Genomic DNA, 17,643 nt, shown 5'->3' with positions numbered 1-17,643 from the left:
CGCCGTCGTCCGGACGCCATCGGCTCACCCCGACCCGCCCGCGCACCCCCTGTGCTATGTGGCCAGCCTCCCTACAATGTGGTCATGGGCCGCGTCGTCCATGCTGCGGGCGGAGTCTTCCGCCGGCTCTTCGCGTTCCTCGCCATCAGCGCGGTGGCGGGGATTCTCGCCGCGGGCCTCACTGCTCCGGTCATGGTCGCGACGTGGGGCGCCACCTACAGCTCCGCAGAGTTCTTCGACAGCCTCCCCACCGAGCTCGAGGTGACGCCGCCGGCCCTCGTGACAAAGGTCCTCGCCGTGGACGGCTCCCTCATCGGCACCGTCTTCACCCAGAACCGGACGCCCGTGACCCTCGACCAGATCTCGAAGCACGCCAAGGACGCCGTGATCGCGATCGAGGACTACAGGTTCCACGAGCACGGCGGCGTCGATCCCGCGGGCATCGTCCGCGCCGTCATCGCCAACGTCCAGGGCGACCGGCAGGGGGCATCGACCCTCACCCAGCAGTACGTGGCCAACGTGCTCAAGGAGAACGCGTTCGCCCGGAGCGAGGGCGCGGCGGTCGCGCTCGGCGGCCAGAAGAGCCTGGGCGACAAGCTGCGCGAGATGAAGCTCGCGATCGCCCTCGAAAAGCGCTACTCGAAGGACCAGATCCTCGAGGGGTACCTCAACATCGTCTTCTTCAGCACGCACGCCTACGGGATCCAGGCGGCGAGCCAGTACTTCTTCTCGGTCGATGCCAAGGATCTGACTCTGCCCCAGGCCGCCCTCCTCGCGGGCATCGTCAACGGGCCCTCGGTGTACAGCCCCACGGACCGGCCCGACGCCGCCCTCGAGCGGCGCAACCTCGTGCTGGACGCCATGCTCGAGCACGGCTACATCACCCAGACCGAGCACGACGAGGCCGTCGCGAGCCCGCTCGAGCTGAAGCTCAACCCGTCCCGGCAGGGCTGCGCCTACGCGGTCCAGGCCCAGTACTTCTGCGAGTACGTCCTGCACCAGATCCTCAACGATCCGGCCTACGGGGCCACCCCCGAGGATCGCGTCCAGACGGTCCAGCGCAGCGGCCTCGTCATCACGACGACGCTCGACCCGCGGCTCCAGGGTCCCGCCCAGGCGCGGGTGGACGCGACGGCGGGCGCGAACCCGGACAGGTGGGGCGCCTCGCTTGTCACCGTCCAGCCGGGGACCGGCAGGGTACTCGCGATGGCGCAGAACACCCGCATGCTCGAGGGCCAGGGCCTGGACTTCGTCACGAGCTACAACTTCAACGTGGACCGGACCGACGCCAACGGCAACGACCTCGGCGGCGCCGGCGGCTTCCAGCCCGGCTCGGCGATGAAGCCGGTAACGCTCACGGCGTGGCTCAACGAGGGCAAGCCGACCGACCAGATGGTCAACGCGGCGCAGCGCCGCTACCCGCTCAACCACCCCTGGAAGACCACCTGCAAGCGCGTCACGGGGGCGTTCGACGACACCACGGTGAGCCTCGGGACGGCCCCGGACCTGCGGAACAACGATGAGGGCTGGTACCGGCCGCTGACCGTGCGGGAGGGCGTCTACAACTCGATCAACACTGCGACGTTCGCCTCAGCGGCGGCCCTGAACGACTTCTGCAACATCCAGCGGGCCGCCGACGCGCTCGGGCTGCACGACGGCGAGGGCCGGGGCCAGCCGCTGGACATGTCGACCCTGGGCAATATCCTGGGCGGCCCCAACGTCTCCCCGCTGACCATGGCGAACGCGTTCGCGACCTTCGCCTCGAACGGGACTCACTGCATCCCGATCTCCATCCTCGAGGTGAAGGACTCCGAGGGCAGGAGGATCGGCGGCCAGCAGGAGCAGTGCCGCCCCGGGGCCCTCAAGCCTGACGTCGCCAAGGCCGTCACGAACGTCCTCCAGGACACCCTGACGAAGGGATCGGGCTTCCACATCAAGGACGACGCGGGCAAGACCATCCAGGTCGGAGCGCCCGCCGCCGCCAAGACCGGCACGAACCAGTTCAACAGCCAGACGTGGGTCATGGGCTACACGCGCGGCCTCGCGACGGCGTCGTTCTTCGGCGAGGCCCTGCGCAACCCGGAGGACCGGGTGGGGCGCAACGTCGTGGTCAACGGCAAGTTCTGGGAGACCGTCGACGGCGCCTACATCGCCGGTCCGCAGTGGGCCTACTATATGCGCGACGTGCTCGGCTACTACGACCGCGGGGGATTCGACCCGCCGCCGCCGAACCTCATCCGCGCCGGGGGCCCGCCTCCGTCGCCCGGGCCCCAACGCTGACGCCGGCCCTCGCCCGCTTCGGCAATCTGGTTGCGGCCGCCCCCGAGCGGGGATGAAGCAGGGGGAACACTCCATGCGCCGTGACCCGAAGGAGCACCCCATGCGCATCGCCATCGTCGGAGCGACAGGGAACGTCGGCACCGCCCTGCTGCGGAAGCTCTCCGCCGAGGGAGGGCATGAGCTCGTCGGCATCAGCCGCCGCGAGCCGGATGCCTCGGCGGAACCGTACCGGAACGCCACATGGCACGCCGTCGAGGTCGGCGGCACGGACGCGCCCGGCCGGCTGCGGTCGGCATTCGAGGGGTGCGACGCCGTCGTGCATCTCGCGTGGGTGATCCAGCCCAACCACCGCGTCGCCGAGCTGCACCGCATCAACGTCGATGGGAGCGCCCAGGTGTTCGAGGCCGCGGCGCAGGCCGGCGTCGGGCATGTGGTCTACGCATCCTCGGTAGGGGCGTACAGCCCCGGCCCCAAGGACAGGCGCGTCGACGAGTCCTGGCCCACGGGCGGCCTGCACACCTCGCACTACAGCCGCCAGAAGGCGGAGGTCGAGCGGGTCCTCGACCGGTTCGAGGCCGACCATCCCGAGGTCGCCGTGGCCCGGCTCCGCCCCGGGCTCATCTTCCAGTCCGGCCAGGCGTCCCAGGTGGGCCGGTTCTTCCTGGGGCGGTTCGTCCCGCAGCGGATCGCCCGCGTCCGGGTCCCGTTCCTGCCCATGCCTGCCCGCATGGCCTTCCAGGCCGTGCACACCGAGGACGCCGCCGAGGCCTACGCGCGGGCCCTCGGCACCCGTGCCCGCGGGGCCTTCAACATCGCCGCCGAGCCGGTGCTCGACACGACGACGCTTCCTCCTGTCGTGGGGGCCAAGGGCTGGTTCCCGGTCCCCGGGGCCGCGCTCCGGGGGCTCGTGTGGCTGTCGTGGGAGCTCCGGGCGCAGCGCAGCGACCCCGGCTGGATCGACATGGCCCTCGAGGTTCCCCTCATGGACACCTCCCGTGCGCGGGACGAGCTCGGCTGGCAGCCCCAGCGCACGTCCCAGGAGGCGGTGTCCGCAGTCCTCGGCGGCATGCAGGAGGGCTCGGGCGTGGCCGCCTCGCCGGCGCTGCGGCCCGGCGAGCAGGCGGACGGGCACTGATAGCTCATGGCTGGCAGCGACGGCCGACGGCGCCCTTCCGCACGTTTGGCGGTGGCCCACGGCCTGTTCAACATCGCCAGCGGCCTCTGGCCGCTCGTGCACATGCCCAGCTTCGAGGCCGTTCTGGGGCCGAAGACGGACCGGTGGCTCGTGCGGACCGTGGCGGGCCTGCTCATCGCGAATGGGTGGGCGCAGGTCAGGGCGGCCCAGGAGGGCGCGGAGGGCCGCCGCCAGGCGAGGCGGCTAGGCATCGCGACCGCCGCGACGTTCCTGGCCATCGACCTCCGCTACGCGATCCCCGGCCGGATCAGCCGCAGGTACCTCGTCGACGCCGCAGTCGAGGCCGCGTGGATCGTCCTGTGGCTCCGTGGAACGCGGGACAGGGCGCGGTCCTGACGGCGGTCCAGACGAAGGAGGCCCCGTCGTTCCTGACGGAACGCCCGGGGCCTCCTGCTGCGAGCCCCCTGCCGGATTCGAACCGGCGACCCTCTGTTTACAAGACAGATGCTCTGGCCAACTGAGCTAAGGAGGCGCGTCGCCCGCAGCGGGAGCTGGCCCGCGGGACGTACCCCACCAGCGTAGCGCGAACGGCGGCGGGCTTGGCAATCGGAGGAGGAAGCGGCGCCGGCCCGGCCCCGCGAGGGGACCGGGCCGGCGTCGTGCGCCCGAAGCGCGAGGCGAGGCGCCGGTGTCAGGCCGAGGCCTTCGCCGCCACGGCGGCGTCGAGGAACTGGTCGAAGCCCTGCTGCGCGCTCTCGCCGATGCCCCACTGCTTGCCATCCACGAAGGCGGTCGGGGTGCCGGTCACGCCGGAGGACGAGGCGAGCTGGGTGTCGTACTTGACCATCGGCCGGTAGGTCTTGTCCTCGACGCACTGGTCGATGTTGGCGCCGAGGCCGCGTGCGATCTCCTTGAGCTTGTCATCGGAGAGGCCGGCCCCGCCCTCGGCGGGCTGCTGGGCGAAGAGCGCGTCGACGAACGCGGCGTAGTGCTCGGGCGTCGAGTTCACGACGCACGCCGCCGCGTTCGCCGCCCGCGAGGAGTAGTTGGTCGTGGACTGGCGGTCCAGGAAGCCGAGCGGACGGTACTCAAGGGTGATCTTGCCCTCGTCGCGGAGCTGGCCGAGCTTCTGGCCGTAGGTGTCCTCGAACTGCTTGCAGACCGGGCAGATGAAGTCGATGTAGACCACGACCTTGACGGGCTCGCCCGCGGCGGACGCCTCGACGCCCGGTGCGCTCGCGGGCTGCCCCGCTGTCGGCTGGGAGGTGGGCGCGGGGATCGAGGCCACGTCCACGGTCGACGCCGGCACGGCCGTCACCTCCGTGCCCTGGCGGAGGGTGACGCCGCCGTACTGGTTGGTGTTCGCCGCGCGGGGCCCGGAGTCCGCGATCGGGGCGTTCGAGCGCAGTGACGTCGTGACGACGAGCGCGACGACGGCTACAACGGCGACGAGCGCTGCCACGACGCCCCAGCGGATGAGCAGCTTGTTGCGCTTCTCCTTCTTGAGCTGCTCCTCGCGGATCTGGCGGGCCTTCTCGCGGGCGGCCGCGGTGCGCTCGGCCTTGGTCTGTCGTGGCTGGTTGGCGGGGCTCATCGTTCCTCGTGATCGGTTCGCGGCGCGCACGAAGCACGCACGTGGTCGGCGTCGGGGTCAGTGTATTCCAGTGGGCTGAACCGGCCCCCGGCCGGGTATTCCTCTTCGGGCAACGAGCCGTGCCCGCCCGCAGTTCCGCGCCGCCGTGTGACGTGCGGCTCAAGCCCCCGGGTAGGGTGGACGCCAAGACCAACGGACCAAGTCCAGGGAGCCGAACGTGAGTCAAGAGACCATCAGCAGTCCGCTCGAGGACCAGGGAAGCGCGCCGCAGCAGGCCTCCGACCCCACCACCGCTTCCTACGACTTCCTCGTCGTCTCGAACCGCCTCCCGGTGGACCGGGCGTCCGACGTCGACGACAACGGCTGGCGCCGCTCCCCCGGCGGCCTCGTCACGGCGCTCGCGCCGGTCATGGAGAAGTCCGACGGCGCGTGGGTCGGCTGGCACGGCGCCCCGGACGAGGAGCTCGAGCCCTTCGAGCACGAGAACATGGCGCTCGTGCCCGTGCCGCTGAGCGCGGATGAACTCGAGCTGTACTACGAGGGCTTCTCGAACGCGACGCTCTGGCCGCTCTACCACGACGTCATCGCCCCGCCCGAGTTCCACCGCGCCTGGTGGGAGGCATACCAGCGGGTCAACCGGCGCTTCGCGGACGCCGTCGTCGCCCACGCGGCCGAGGGCGCCATGGTGTGGGTGCAGGACTACCAGCTCCAGCTCGTCCCCGCGATGCTCCGGAGGGAGCGCCCGGACCTGAAGATCGGGTTCTTCAACCACATCCCCTTCCCGCCGCAGGAGATCTTCGCGCAGCTGCCGTGGCGGCGCCAGGTGCTCGAGGGTCTCCTCGGCGCCGACCTGCTCGGGTTCCAGCGCCCCAACGACGCCTCGAACTTCGCCCGCGCCGCCCGCCGCTTCGCCGACGCCCAGGGCAAGGGCACGCGCCTCAGCATCATGGAGAACGGCCGCGAGCGCCTCGTCCGCGCCGAGGCCTTCCCCATCTCGATCGACACGCAGCGCATCTCCGAGCTCGCCGCGCGCCCGGACATCATCGAGCGGGCCCGCCAGATCCGCCACGATCTCGGCGACCCGAAGACGATCATGCTCGGGGTGGACCGCCTCGACTACACGAAGGGCATCCGCCACCGGCTCAAGGCGTTCGAGGAGCTCCTCACGGACGGCCGGGTCACGGTCGGCGAGGTCACGCTCATCCAGGTCGCGAGCCCGAGCCGTGAGCGCGTCGAGCAGTACCGGCTCCTGCGCGAGGAGGTCGAGGGGACCGTGGGCCGGATCAACGGCACCTTCGACACGATGCAGCACACCGCCGTCCGCTACCTCCACCACTCCTATCCAGTGGAGGAGATGGTCGCGCTGTACCTCGCGGCCGACGTCATGCTCGTCACGGCGCTGCGGGACGGCATGAACCTCGTGGCCAAGGAGTACGTCGCTGCCCGCCGCGACGGCACCGGGGCGCTCGTCCTGAGCGAGTTCACCGGCGCCGCGGACCAGCTCAAGCAGGCCCTCCTGGTCAACCCGCACGACATCGCGGGGCTCAAGAATGCCATCACCACGGCGATCACCCTGCCCCCGGGCGTGGCCAGCCGCCGCATGAAGGCGATGCGCCGGCAGATCCTCGTGCACAACGTCGAGGAATGGTCCTCGATCTTCCTCTCGCGCCTCGCGGAGGTGTGCCAGTGACCCTCGACGAGCCACTGCTCACGGCGCTGCGGCGCCTCGCCGGCGTCGAGCGCCTCCTCGTCGCCCTGGATTTCGACGGCGTGGTCTCGCCGATCGTCGAGCGCGCGGAGCAGGCGCGGCCCACTCCGGCGACGGCCGACGCCGTCGTGCGCCTCGCCGCGCTGCCCCTGACGTGGACCGCCTTCGTGTCGGGGCGCTCGCTCTCGAGCCTGCAGACCGTCGCGTCGCCGGACGCGCGGACGCTGCTGATCGGCAGCCACGGAGCCGAGGTGCGGCTGGGCGGCGAGGAGCACCCCGTGGTGCTCGACCCGGACCAGACCGCCGCCCTCGCGGACCTGCACCGCGTCTGCACGGAAGTCTCATCCCAGGCGCCGGGGACGTGGGTCGAGGAGAAGCCGGCCGGCCGCGTGCTGCACACGCGCCAGGCCCCTCCGGACGTCGCCAAGGCGGCGGTGGCCGAGGCGCGCCGGCAGCTCGATGGGCGCACGGACATCTTCCTCAAGACCGGAAAGCAGGTCCTCGAGGGCTCGGTCGTGCACGCAACGAAGGGCGAGGGGCTCGCGTTCCTCCGTCAGGTCACCGAGGCGGACGGCGTGTTCTTCGCCGGCGACGACGTCACGGACGAGGACGGCTTCCGCGCGCTCGAGGCCGCCGATGTCGGGATCAAGGTCGGCGCCGGGGAGACCGCTGCCCGATTCCGGATCGACACGACGGAGGACGTGGCGCGCGTCGTCGAGTTCCTCGCGCGGCTCCGGTCGGAGCTCACCGCCGAGCGCACGGCGGGCGAGGCCGAGCCGCGCTGACTCCCCTCGCCGGGCGTCCGCATCGTGGACGTTAGGTAGCTCACATTTCCTCCCGTCTGTGATGCATGCCATACTCGAGCCTGTGAGCGAGGGCGCTGCCCCCGCTGAGGTGTCTGTGCCAAAATGGGCGGCGTCAGGATCGACGGCCCGTTTCGGCCCGGATTCCCGCACACACAACTGAACAACAAGAACCATTCACTACGGATCGTCCGGCACGTACCTGCCGGTGAAGGGATTGATGACTGTGGCTACAGTTACTTTCGACAATGCGACGCGCCTGTACCCGGGCACTGACAAGCCCGCCGTCGACAAGCTCAACATCGAGATCGCAGACGGTGAGTTCCTCGTCCTGGTCGGCCCGTCGGGCTGTGGCAAGTCGACCTCCCTCCGCATGCTCGCGGGCCTCGAGGACGTCAACTCGGGCCGCATCCTCATCGGCGACCGCGACGTCACGGACGTCCCGCCGAAGGACCGCGACATCGCCATGGTCTTCCAGAACTACGCGCTGTACCCGCACATGACGGTCGCGGACAACATGGGCTTCGCGCTCAAGATCGCCGGCGTCTCCAAGGAGGAGCGCGCGCAGCGCGTCCGCGAGGCCGCCAAGCTCCTGGACCTCGAGCAGTACCTCGACCGCAAGCCGAAGGCCCTCTCCGGCGGCCAGCGCCAGCGCGTCGCCATGGGCCGCGCGATCGTGCGCAACCCGCAGGTGTTCCTCATGGACGAGCCGCTCTCGAACCTCGACGCCAAGCTCCGCGTCCAGACCCGCACCCAGATCGCCTCCCTGACCCGCCGCCTCGGCGTCACGACCGTCTACGTCACGCACGACCAGGTCGAGGCCATGACAATGGGCGACCGCGTCGCGGTCCTCAAGGACGGCCTCCTCCAGCAGGTCGACACCCCTCGCAAGCTCTACGACCGCCCCTCGAACGTGTTCGTGGCCGGCTTCATCGGCTCCCCCGCCATGAACCTGCTCGAGCTCCCCGAGGTCGACGGCGGCGTGAAGTTCGGCGGCGCCGTGTACCCGGTCTCCCGCGAGGTCCTCTCCGAGGCCCACGGCAGCACGGTCACCCTCGGTGTCCGTCCGGAGGACCTCGAGACGGCAGCCGTCGGCGACGGCCTCGAGGTCGAGGTCGACGTCGTTGAGGAGCTCGGCGCCGACGCCTACGTGTACGGCCATACGACGCTCAACGGCGAGAACCACGACATCGTCGCCCGCGTCGACGGCCGCCGCCCCCCGATGAAGGGCGAGAAGATCTGGGTCCGCCCGCAGCAGGGCCACGTCCACCTCTTCGACACGAAGACCGGCCTGCGCCTCGGCGACTGACGCCGACGCCTGACACCGTCACCAGCTGTGCCCGCCGGGTTCCGCCCGGCGGGCACAGCCGTGTGCAGGGAATGGGCTGAAGCATGCTCGGCGAAGGGGACCAGCAGGAACGAGCGGGGGAAGACAGGGGAAGAATGGGAGACATGACGGAACAGAGCAGCGCCACATGGCAGGACGAGCCCACCGACTACGCCGAGCTGGGCAAGCTCCCCCGGCGCGAGCCGCTGGCCGAGCCGCCGTCGGGTCCCGTCCTGGGCTCCCTGAGCATCACGGCCGCGGCGGCGGATCCGGAGCTGCTGGACCTGCCCTGGCACATCAGGCTCGAGGAGTGGCCGGACAAGCATCTCGCGGCACTGCCCCGCGGCATCTCCCGCCACATCGTGCGCTTCGCGAAGCTGGGCAACTCCGTCATCGCGGTCAAGGAGACGGGCGAGCACGTCGCGCGGCACGAATACCACATGCTGCGGAAGCTCCAGCGGCTCGATGTGCCCTGCGTCGAGCCGGTCGCCGTCATCCGCGACCGCCAGGCACCCGACGGCACGCCCCTCGACCCCGTCCTCGTGACCCGGCACCTCAAGTTCTCGCTCCCCTACCGCGCGCTGTTCTCGCAGACCCTGCGCCGGGACACCCTCACGCGCCTCATCGACGCCCAGGCCCTGCTGCTCGTGCGCCTGCACCTCGTGGGCTTCTACTGGGGCGACGTCTCGCTCTCCAACACGCTCTTCCGCCGCGACGCCGGCGCCTTCGCGGCGTACCTCGTCGATGCCGAGACCGGCGAGCTCTACCCCGACCTCTCGACGGGCCAGCGCGAGTACGATCTCGAGATCGCCCGCGTGAACATCGCCGGCGAGCTCATGGACCTCCTCGAGGGCGGGCTCATCGACAAGGAGGTCGATCCCGTCGCCACGAGCGAGCGCATCATGGACTCCTACCGCAACCTGTGGGCCGAGCTCACCGAGAAGGAGTCTTTCGAGCTCGGCGAGCGCTGGCGCGTGGGAGCCCGCATCCGCCGGCTCAACGAGCTCGGCTTCGACGTCGAGGAGTACGCGATCAAGACGACGCCGGACGGCGCGACGATCCAGCTCCAGCCCAAGGTTGTCGACGCCGGCCACCACCAGCGCCGCCTGCTGCGGCTCACGGGCCTCGACGCCCAGGAGAACCAGGCCAGGCGCCTCCTGAACGACATGGACTCGTTCCGGGCGGACAACTTCCCGGACCAGGACGAGGAGATCAGCGCGCACGCGTGGGTCAGCCAGGTCTTCGAGCCGGTCGTCAGGGCCATTCCGCGGGAGCTCTCGGGCAAGCTCGAGCCCGCCGAGGTCGTGCACCAGGTCCTCGAGCACCGCTGGTACATGTCCGAGAAGCTCGACCGCTACGTCCCCCTCGCGGAGACCCTCCAGTCGTACATCGACAACGTCCTGCGGCACCGCCGGGACGAGGCCGCGATCATGCTCAACCCGGACACGCAGACGCTCAAGGTCATCGAGGTGGAGGACGCGGACGACGAACAGCAGGACGCGGACGACGACTGACGCGGCTCAGCGTCGAGGGGTCACGAGGTGCCGCTGAGGGTGGGGGCAGGGGTCATGCCCGCCCGGCGGCCGGCCCCACGTGCTCGCCGAGCCATTCGACGAAGGGCCGCAGCTGCCGCCATCGGTCCCGGATGTGGTCCTGGGCGGCGGGCTGACCGAGCCACTCAGGCTCCCCGAACGTGATGCCTGCCGTGATCGACTTGTGCTTGAGCAGCTCCGCCCGGGGATGGTCCTTCGGGAACTCCCGCGGCACGGTCTTGAGGCGTTCACCGCCCACGGTGAACCCCGCGTCCTGCACCTCGCCGACGACGCGCTCGAGCTCCTTGCCGGAGGCCTCGGAGTCGACCGCCCTGCGGAAGCGCGCCACGGTCTCGGGGGTGTGCGCATGGAAGCCACCGCCGACCATGAGGCCTGTCGCATCGAGGTGGAGGTAGTAGCCAATGCCCTCGGCCAGCGCGACGAACCCGCCCTGGTACGTCTTGTACGGGGACTTGTCGGGGCTGAACCGCACGTCCCGGTTCGGGCGGAACGCCTTGCCGGGCCCGAACTCCTCGGACAGGGCGTCAAGCAGCGCGAGCATCGGCTCGTGCACGGCCCGCTCGTAGACGTCCTTGTGCTCGAGCCACCAGTCGCGGGTGTTGTTCGTCTCGAGCTCGGCGTAGAAGCGCGGCCCCTCAGGGGGGAACCCCTCGAATGCTCCCATGGGCAGCATCTTCTCCCCTGCCACGGGGCGAGTCCAGACCCCGCCTCACCCCCGGACGACGCTGTCCGACGGCTGCCCGAAGAAGGCCGCGAAGCGCCCAAGCACCGCCGCCCAGTCGAGGACTAGCGCGTCCCCCGCACTCCGGGCCGGTGTTCCACTCTCCACGCGCAGCGTGAGGGACGTGCCCTCGCCACTGGCCACCGTTCCGACGACGACGCGCGCGGGACGCGCGAGATCGCCGCCCAGGACCCAGTCGAGCACGAGCGAATGCGGAGCATCCTCGTCGACGACGCGGGCCCACAGGGCGACCCGGCCATCCTCTGACTCCTCGCCGAGCACACCCCCCTCGAGGGCGGGATGGGTGCCCTGACCGAACACTGTCTGATCGACGGGCCACCACAGGTGGAGGTCCCCCGTGAACGCCCCGTAGGCGACGTCCTGGGGCGCGGGGACAGCTACCGTGAAGAGCTCGTTGCGGCCGCGTGCCGGCAGCGCCTCCGCCTCGGGCTGCTGTGCATGGGAGAAGAGAGGATCCATGGACCCGATCCTAGGCCCCACCGCCAGCGCGCCGGGGCACATGTAGCCCAGATGTGCCATTTCATGGGAAGGCCGCGATGATGTCGTGCTGGGCTGTTAAATGTGGGAGCCCCCCAACCGGGTGGTTGGGGGGCTCGACCGAGTGGTTGTCCGGCGGTGTCCTACTCTCCCACACCCTGTCGGGTGCAGTACCATCGGCGCTGTGGGTCTTAGCTTCCGGGTTCGGGATGGGACCGGGCGTTTCCCCCACGCTATGACCGCCGTAACCCGTTGTCCCGGCCCCCGGGGTGGGGGTGGGAAGCCTGGTCACGGTGTTCCGTGAGTGTGTTCGGTTGTGTGGTGGTGCCCTGCCGCCGCTTTTTTGGTGGCGGGGGTTTGTTGTCTGGGGACCGTAGAGTGGACGCGAGCAGTGTGTTCCTGCCACCCCGGGTGGGGTGGGTGTGTGTGAAGTTGTCGGCCTATTAGTACCGGTCGGCTTCGCAAGTCTTCAGTCCTTGCTTCCACGTCCGGCCTATCAACCCAGTGGTCTGCTGGGGGCCTCCCGGACACGAGGTCCGTGGAAATCTCATCTTGAAGCGGGCTTCCCGCTTAGATGCTTTCAGCGGTTATCCCATCCGAACGTAGCCAACCAGCCGTGCACCTGGCGGTACAACTGGCACACCAGAGGTTCGTCCGTCCCGGTCCTCTCGTACTGAGGACAGCCCTTCTCAGATTTCCTGCGCGCGCAGCGGATAGGGACCGAACTGTCTCACGACGTTCTAAACCCAGCTCGCGTACCGCTTTAATGGGCGAACAGCCCAACCCTTGGGACCTACTCCAGCCCCAGGATGCGACGAGCCGACATCGAGGTGCCAAACCATGCCGTCGATATGGACTCTTGGGCAAGATCAGCCTGTTATCCCCGAGGTACCTTTTATCCGTTGAGCGACGGCCCTTCCACGAGGAGCCGCCGGATCACTAGTCCCGACTTTCGTCCCTGCTCGAGATGCCTCTCTCACAGTCAAGCCCCCTTGTGCACTTGCACTCGACACCTGGTTGCCGACCAGGCTGAGGGGACCTTTGGGCGCCTCCGTTACCCTTTGGGAGGCAACCGCCCCAGTTAAACTACCCATCAGGCACTGTCCCTGACCCGGATCACGGGCCGAGGTTAGATGTCCAAAGCGACCAGAGTGGTATTTCAACGATGACTCCACCGGCACTGGCGTGCCCGCTTCACAGTCTCCCACCTATCCTACACAAGCCGCTCCGAACACCAATACCAAACTATAGTGAAGGTCTCGGGGTCTTTCCGTCCTGCTGCGCGTAACGAGCATCTTTACTCGTAGTGCAATTTCGCCGAGTTCACGGTCGAGACAGCGGGGAAGTCGTTACTCCATTCGTGCAGGTCGGAACTTACCCGACAAGGAATTTCGCTACCTTAGGATGGTTATAGTTACCACCGCCGTTTACTGGGGCTTGAATTCTCCGCTTCGCCATTGCTGGCTGACGGGTCCTCTTAACCTTCCAGCACCGGGCAGGAGTCAGTCCGTATACATCGTCTTGCGACTTCGCACGGACCTGTGTTTTTAGTAAACAGTCGCTTCCCCCTGGTCTCTGCGACCCTTGCCCGCTCGGGCCGGCATGCGGCCTCCACGGTCGGGGTCCCCCTTCTCCCGAAGTTACGGGGGCATTTTGCCGAGTTCCTTGACCGTGATTCTCTCGATCGCCTTGGTATTCTCTACCTGATCACCTGTGTCGGTTTGGGGTACGGGCGGCTGGGACCTCGCGTCGATGCTTTTCTCGGCAGCATAGGATCACCCGATCCCCCCGTGAGGGGGTCCCGTCGGATCTCAGGCTTCGTGCGCGGCGGATTTGCCTGCCGCGCGCCCTACGTCCTTGGACCAGGTCAACCATCGCCTGGCCGGGCTGCCTTCCTGCGTCACACCTGTTAATACGCTTGCCTCGCAGCTCTGGGTCCCGCGCGCGCCCCACGGTGCCGGTCCCGAAGGACTGGCGGTGCGGGGGTTGGGCGGTCAGCATCGGCTGTCCGGCATGGGCGGTCCTTCGCCGGTACGGGAATATCGACCCGTTGTCCATCGACTACGCCTGTCGGCCTCGCCTTAGGTCCCGACTTACCCAGGGCAGATGAGCTTGACCCTGGAACCCTTGATCATCCGGCGGACGGGTTTCCCACCCGTCTTTCGCTACTCATGCCTGCATTCTCACTCGTGCGGCCTCCACCCCTAGGTCACCCTGGAGCTTCACTGCCCGCACGACGCTCCCCTACCCAGCAACACCCCTGGAACCGCAAGGTCCTGGGTTCGTGTGTCACTGCCACGGCTTCGGCGGTGTGCTTGAGCCCCGCTACATTGTCGGCGCGGAATCACTTGACCAGTGAGCTATTACGCACTCTTTCAAGGGTGGCTGCTTCTAAGCCAACCTCCTGGTTGTCTGGGCAACTCCACATCCTTTCCCACTTAGCACACGCTTGGGGGCCTTAGCCGGTGGTCTGGGCTGTTTCCCTCTCGACTGCGAAGCTTATCCCCCGCAGTCTCACTGCTGCGCTCTCACTTGCCGGCATTCGGAGTTTGGCTGACGTCAGTAACCTGGTGGGGCCCATCGGCCATCCAGTAGCTCTACCTCCGGCAAGAAACACGCAACGCTGCACCTAAATGCATTTCGGGGAGAACCAGCTATCACGGAGTTTGATTGGCCTTTCACCCCTACCCACAGCTCATCCCCTCCATTTTCAACTGAAGTGGGTTCGGTCCTCCACGACGTCTTACCGTCGCTTCAACCTGGCCATGGGTAGATCACCCCGCTTCGGGTCTAGACCACGCCACTGAACGCCCTGTTCAGACTCGCTTTCGCTACGGCTCCCCCACACGGGTTAACCTCGCGACATGGCACTAACTCGCAGGCTCATTCTTCAAAAGGCACGCCATCACCCCACCTGGAGGCTCTGACGGCTTGTAGGCGCACGGTTTCAGGTACTGTTTCACTCCCCTCCCGGGGTACTTTTCACCTTTCCCTCACGGTACTGGTCCGCTATCGGTCATCGGGTAGTATTCAGGCTTATCAGGTGGTCCTGACAGATTCGCACGGGATTCCTCGGGCCCCGTGCTACTTGGGGACATCCGCAAGGGCGGCAGACAAGCGTTCCGGCTACGGGACTCACACCCTCTCCGGCCGGCCCTTCAAGACCGTTCGCCTACACTCCTGCACTCACCCCCGGCCACCGGCAGATGACCGAAGCAGAGCCCCACAACCCCCGACGCGCAACCCCTGCCGGGTATCACACACGCCGGGTTTGGCCCCATCCGCGTTCGCTCGCCACTACTGACGGAATCACTCTTGTTTTCTCTTCCTGCGGGTACTGAGATGTTTCACTTCCCCGCGTTCCCCCCACACCGTCTATGCGTTCAACGGCGGGTCACCACATCACCTCGCGGCGCATGGCGGGGTTTCCCCATTCGGACACCCTGGGATCACAGTCCGGTTATCGACTCCCCCAGGCTTATCGCAGATTCCCACGTCCTTCATCGGCTCCCGATGCCAAGGCATCCACCGTGCGCCCTTGGAAACTTCACACAGAAGAAACCAAGGACACGCACACAATGCATGTCCTACAAAACACAGCTATCGAATCACGGCGACATTCGAAGACATCGCCAGAGACAAAATTGCTAGATGCTCGCGTCCACTATACAGTTCTCAAACAACAACCCCCTCAACCCACACCACACGCACACACAACGGCGTGCGCGGGCGCCGGGAAGGAGGGCACCAATCCAGGGACTGTTGCCCCAGGACCCAACAGCGTGCCAAGGACCCCACCCCCACAGCAACCGACCCCACGCTTTCCCACCGCACCCCCACACTCTGCAAAGAGAGCACCAGGTTGCGGCGTACTCGCCGGGGCCGGCCCCACAGGGCACGGGCCACGAATCCGTTCATGTTCCACCCACGAGCACCCACCGGACCACGAACGGGTCCGCAATGGGCTGCATCAATCCCGGCAACCACCACCACGGCCAGGGGCCGCGGGGCGTCTTCCGGTGCTGCTCCTTAGAAAGGAGGTGATCCAGCCGCACCTTCCGGTACGGCTACCTTGTTACGACTTAGTCCCAATCGCCAGTCCCACCTTCGACGGCTCCCTCCCACAGGGGGTTGGGCCACCGGCTTCGGGTGTTACCGACTTTCGTGACTTGACGGGCGGTGTGTACAAGGCCCGGGAACGTATTCACCGCAGCGTTGCTGATCTGCGATTACTAGCGACTCCGACTTCATGGGGTCGAGTTGCAGACCCCAATCCGAACTGAGACCGGCTTTCTGGGATTGGCTCCACCTCACAGTATCGCAACCCTTTGTACCGGCCATTGTAGCATGCGTGAAGCCCAAGACATAAGGGGCATGATGATTTGACGTCGTCCCCACCTTCCTCCGAGTTGACCCCGGCAGTCTCCCATGAGTCCCCACCTTCAAGTGCTGGCAACATGGAACGAGGGTTGCGCTCGTTGCGGGACTTAACCCAACATCTCACGACACGAGCTGACGACAACCATGCACCACCTGTGAACCGGCCCCGAAGGGAAGCCCCATCTCTGGGACGGTCCGGCACATGTCAAGCCTTGGTAAGGTTCTTCGCGTTGCATCGAATTAATCCGCATGCTCCGCCGCTTGTGCGGGCCCCCGTCAATTCCTTTGAGTTTTAGCCTTGCGGCCGTACTCCCCAGGCGGGGCACTTAATGCGTTAGCTGCGGCGCGGAAACCGTGGAATGGCCCCCACACCTAGTGCCCAACGTTTACGGCATGGACTACCAGGGTATCTAATCCTGTTCGCTCCCCATGCTTTCGCTCCTCAGCGTCAGTTACAGCCCAGAGACCTGCCTTCGCCATCGGTGTTCCTCCTGATATCTGCGCATTTCACCGCTACACCAGGAATTCCAGTCTCCCCTACTGCACTCCAGCCTGCCCGTACCCACTGCAGACCCGGGGTTGAGCCCCGGGCTTTCACAGCAGACGCGACAAGCCGCCTACGAGCTCTTTACGCCCAATAATTCCGGATAACGCTCGCGCCCTACGTATTACCGCGGCTGCTGGCACGTAGTTAGCCGGCGCTTCTTCTGCAGGTACCGTCACTTGCGCTTCTTCCCTGCTGAAAGGGGTTTACAACCCGAAGGCCGTCATCCCCCACGCGGCGTCGCTGCATCAGGCTTCCGCCCATTGTGCAATATTCCCCACTGCTGCCTCCCGTAGGAGTCTGGGCCGTGTCTCAGTCCCAGTGTGGCCGGTCACCCTCTCAGGCCGGCTACCCGTCGTCGCCTTGGTAGGCCATCACCCCACCAACAAGCTGATAGGCCGCGAGCCCATCCAAGACCGCACAAGGCTTTCCACCCCCCACCATGCGATGAGGAGTCCTATCCGGTATTAGACCCAGTTTCCCAGGCTTATCCCAGAGTCAAGGGCAGGTTGCTCACGTGTTACTCACCCGTTCGCCACTAATCCACCCCCGAAAGGGCTTCATCGTTCGACTTGCATGTGTTAAGCACGCCGCCAGCGTTCATCCTGAGCCAGGATCAAACTCTCCGTCAAAAAACGAGAAAACCAGCCGGCAGGACGGGAAAACGCCCACACCAGCCAGCAAATCCAAAACTGGCAAAAACAAGACAGCCACACCCACGGGGGTGGGCAGGCCGCCCAATGTATCAACCAAAAAAAATGGCATCAACGAACTTGGCACACTATTGAGTTCTCAAACAACAGGCACACCCGGGTAACAACCGCGGACCACATCCGCGCCGCCTCCCCGAGGCAACTTCTCAAACCTACCGTTCCAGCATGTCCGAGTCAAACCGGCCCTCGCGGGCGTGATCGGCTCTGACGTGTTGGAGTGTCGGTCGCGCCGCCTTCCGGTGTTCCCCGGTTCCCGGCGCGGGATAAGACTCTACCACCATCGGGGCGGGAGCGCCAACCGACGCCGGAGGGCCCGGAACCGTGCGGTTCCGGGCCCTCCGGGTCCAGCCACGAGGCCCTCCTCGGCGGCCACGCGCCGAGGCCGGG

Annotated in this window: 10 protein-coding genes, 1 tRNA gene and 3 rRNA genes; 7 read left to right on the top strand and 7 right to left on the bottom strand. The window is 67.2% G+C overall.

Annotated features, from left to right (window positions below; all coding sequences use genetic code 11):
* Window positions 1–84: 84 nt before the first annotated feature.
* The 3 genes from ACUYMY_RS03840 to ACUYMY_RS03830 all read left to right on the top strand — a co-directional run bounded on the left by ACUYMY_RS03840 (window position 85) and on the right by ACUYMY_RS03830 (window position 3,811).
* Window positions 85–2,280 carry a transglycosylase domain-containing protein gene (locus tag ACUYMY_RS03840; protein WP_481702306.1) on the top strand — a complete coding sequence of 732 codons (2,196 nt, stop codon included), beginning with the start codon at window positions 85–87 and terminating at the stop codon, window positions 2,278–2,280.
* A gap of 100 nt (window positions 2,281–2,380) precedes the next feature.
* The gene (locus ACUYMY_RS03835; RefSeq protein ID WP_481702305.1) at window positions 2,381–3,415 is read left to right on the top strand and encodes an NAD-dependent epimerase/dehydratase family protein; all 1,035 of its coding nucleotides are present in this window, start codon (window positions 2,381–2,383) and stop codon (window positions 3,413–3,415) included.
* Between the two features lie 51 nt (window positions 3,416–3,466).
* A complete protein-coding gene (locus tag ACUYMY_RS03830) occupies window positions 3,467–3,811 on the top strand; it encodes a hypothetical protein (protein ID WP_481702304.1) in 345 nt (114 codons plus the stop codon).
* A 62-nt stretch (window positions 3,812–3,873) separates the two neighbouring features.
* Here ACUYMY_RS03830 and ACUYMY_RS03825 read toward each other — a convergent pair.
* A tRNA-Thr gene (locus ACUYMY_RS03825) sits at window positions 3,874–3,947 on the bottom strand.
* A 159-nt stretch (window positions 3,948–4,106) separates the two neighbouring features.
* Window positions 4,107–5,009 carry a DsbA family protein gene (locus tag ACUYMY_RS03820; RefSeq protein WP_481702303.1) on the bottom strand — a complete coding sequence of 301 codons (903 nt, stop codon included), beginning with the start codon at window positions 5,007–5,009 and terminating at the stop codon, window positions 4,107–4,109.
* 217 nt (window positions 5,010–5,226) lie between these two features.
* Here ACUYMY_RS03820 and otsA point away from each other — a divergent pair, with 217 nt between their 5' ends.
* From otsA to ACUYMY_RS03800, 4 genes are all read left to right on the top strand, one after another.
* On the top strand, window positions 5,227–6,699 hold the full coding sequence (otsA, locus tag ACUYMY_RS03815) for an alpha,alpha-trehalose-phosphate synthase (UDP-forming) (RefSeq protein ID WP_481702302.1): 1,473 nt from the start codon (window positions 5,227–5,229) through the stop codon (window positions 6,697–6,699).
* Window positions 6,696–7,502, top strand: coding sequence for a trehalose-phosphatase (gene otsB / locus ACUYMY_RS03810; protein ID WP_481702301.1), 807 nt, complete (start codon window positions 6,696–6,698; stop codon window positions 7,500–7,502). The genes otsA and otsB overlap by 4 nt, the downstream gene beginning before the upstream one ends.
* A 244-nt stretch (window positions 7,503–7,746) precedes the next feature.
* The gene (locus ACUYMY_RS03805) at window positions 7,747–8,829 is read left to right on the top strand and encodes an ABC transporter ATP-binding protein (protein ID WP_481702300.1); all 1,083 of its coding nucleotides are present in this window, start codon (window positions 7,747–7,749) and stop codon (window positions 8,827–8,829) included.
* Window positions 8,830–8,972: 143 nt separating this feature from the next.
* Window positions 8,973–10,361, top strand: coding sequence for a DUF4032 domain-containing protein (locus ACUYMY_RS03800; protein WP_481702299.1), 1,389 nt, complete (start codon window positions 8,973–8,975; stop codon window positions 10,359–10,361).
* Window positions 10,362–10,413: 52 nt separating this feature from the next.
* Here ACUYMY_RS03800 and ACUYMY_RS03795 read toward each other — a convergent pair whose 3' ends face one another.
* The 5 genes from ACUYMY_RS03795 to ACUYMY_RS03775 form a co-directional block, all read right to left on the bottom strand.
* Complete coding sequence (locus ACUYMY_RS03795; protein WP_481702298.1) at window positions 10,414–11,064, bottom strand: DUF2461 domain-containing protein; 651 nt, start codon at window positions 11,062–11,064, stop codon at window positions 10,414–10,416.
* 45 nt (window positions 11,065–11,109) lie between these two features.
* Window positions 11,110–11,601, bottom strand: a complete 492-nt coding sequence (locus ACUYMY_RS03790) for an SRPBCC family protein (protein WP_481702297.1) — start codon at window positions 11,599–11,601, stop codon at window positions 11,110–11,112.
* A 148-nt stretch (window positions 11,602–11,749) separates the two neighbouring features.
* Window positions 11,750–11,866: ribosomal RNA gene (gene rrf, locus ACUYMY_RS03785) — 5S ribosomal RNA — on the bottom strand.
* A 176-nt stretch (window positions 11,867–12,042) separates the two neighbouring features.
* Window positions 12,043–15,171, bottom strand: a 23S ribosomal RNA gene (locus ACUYMY_RS03780).
* 481 nt (window positions 15,172–15,652) lie between these two features.
* Window positions 15,653–17,175, bottom strand: a 16S ribosomal RNA gene (locus ACUYMY_RS03775).
* Together the 16S, 23S and 5S rRNA genes form the textbook arrangement of a ribosomal RNA operon.
* Window positions 17,176–17,643: the final 468 nt, after the last annotated feature.

The sequence above is a fragment of the Sinomonas sp. T428B genome (genome assembly GCF_056780155.1).
Note: the sequence above shows the minus strand (reverse complement) of the source record. Positions and strands in the feature narration are given on the sequence as shown.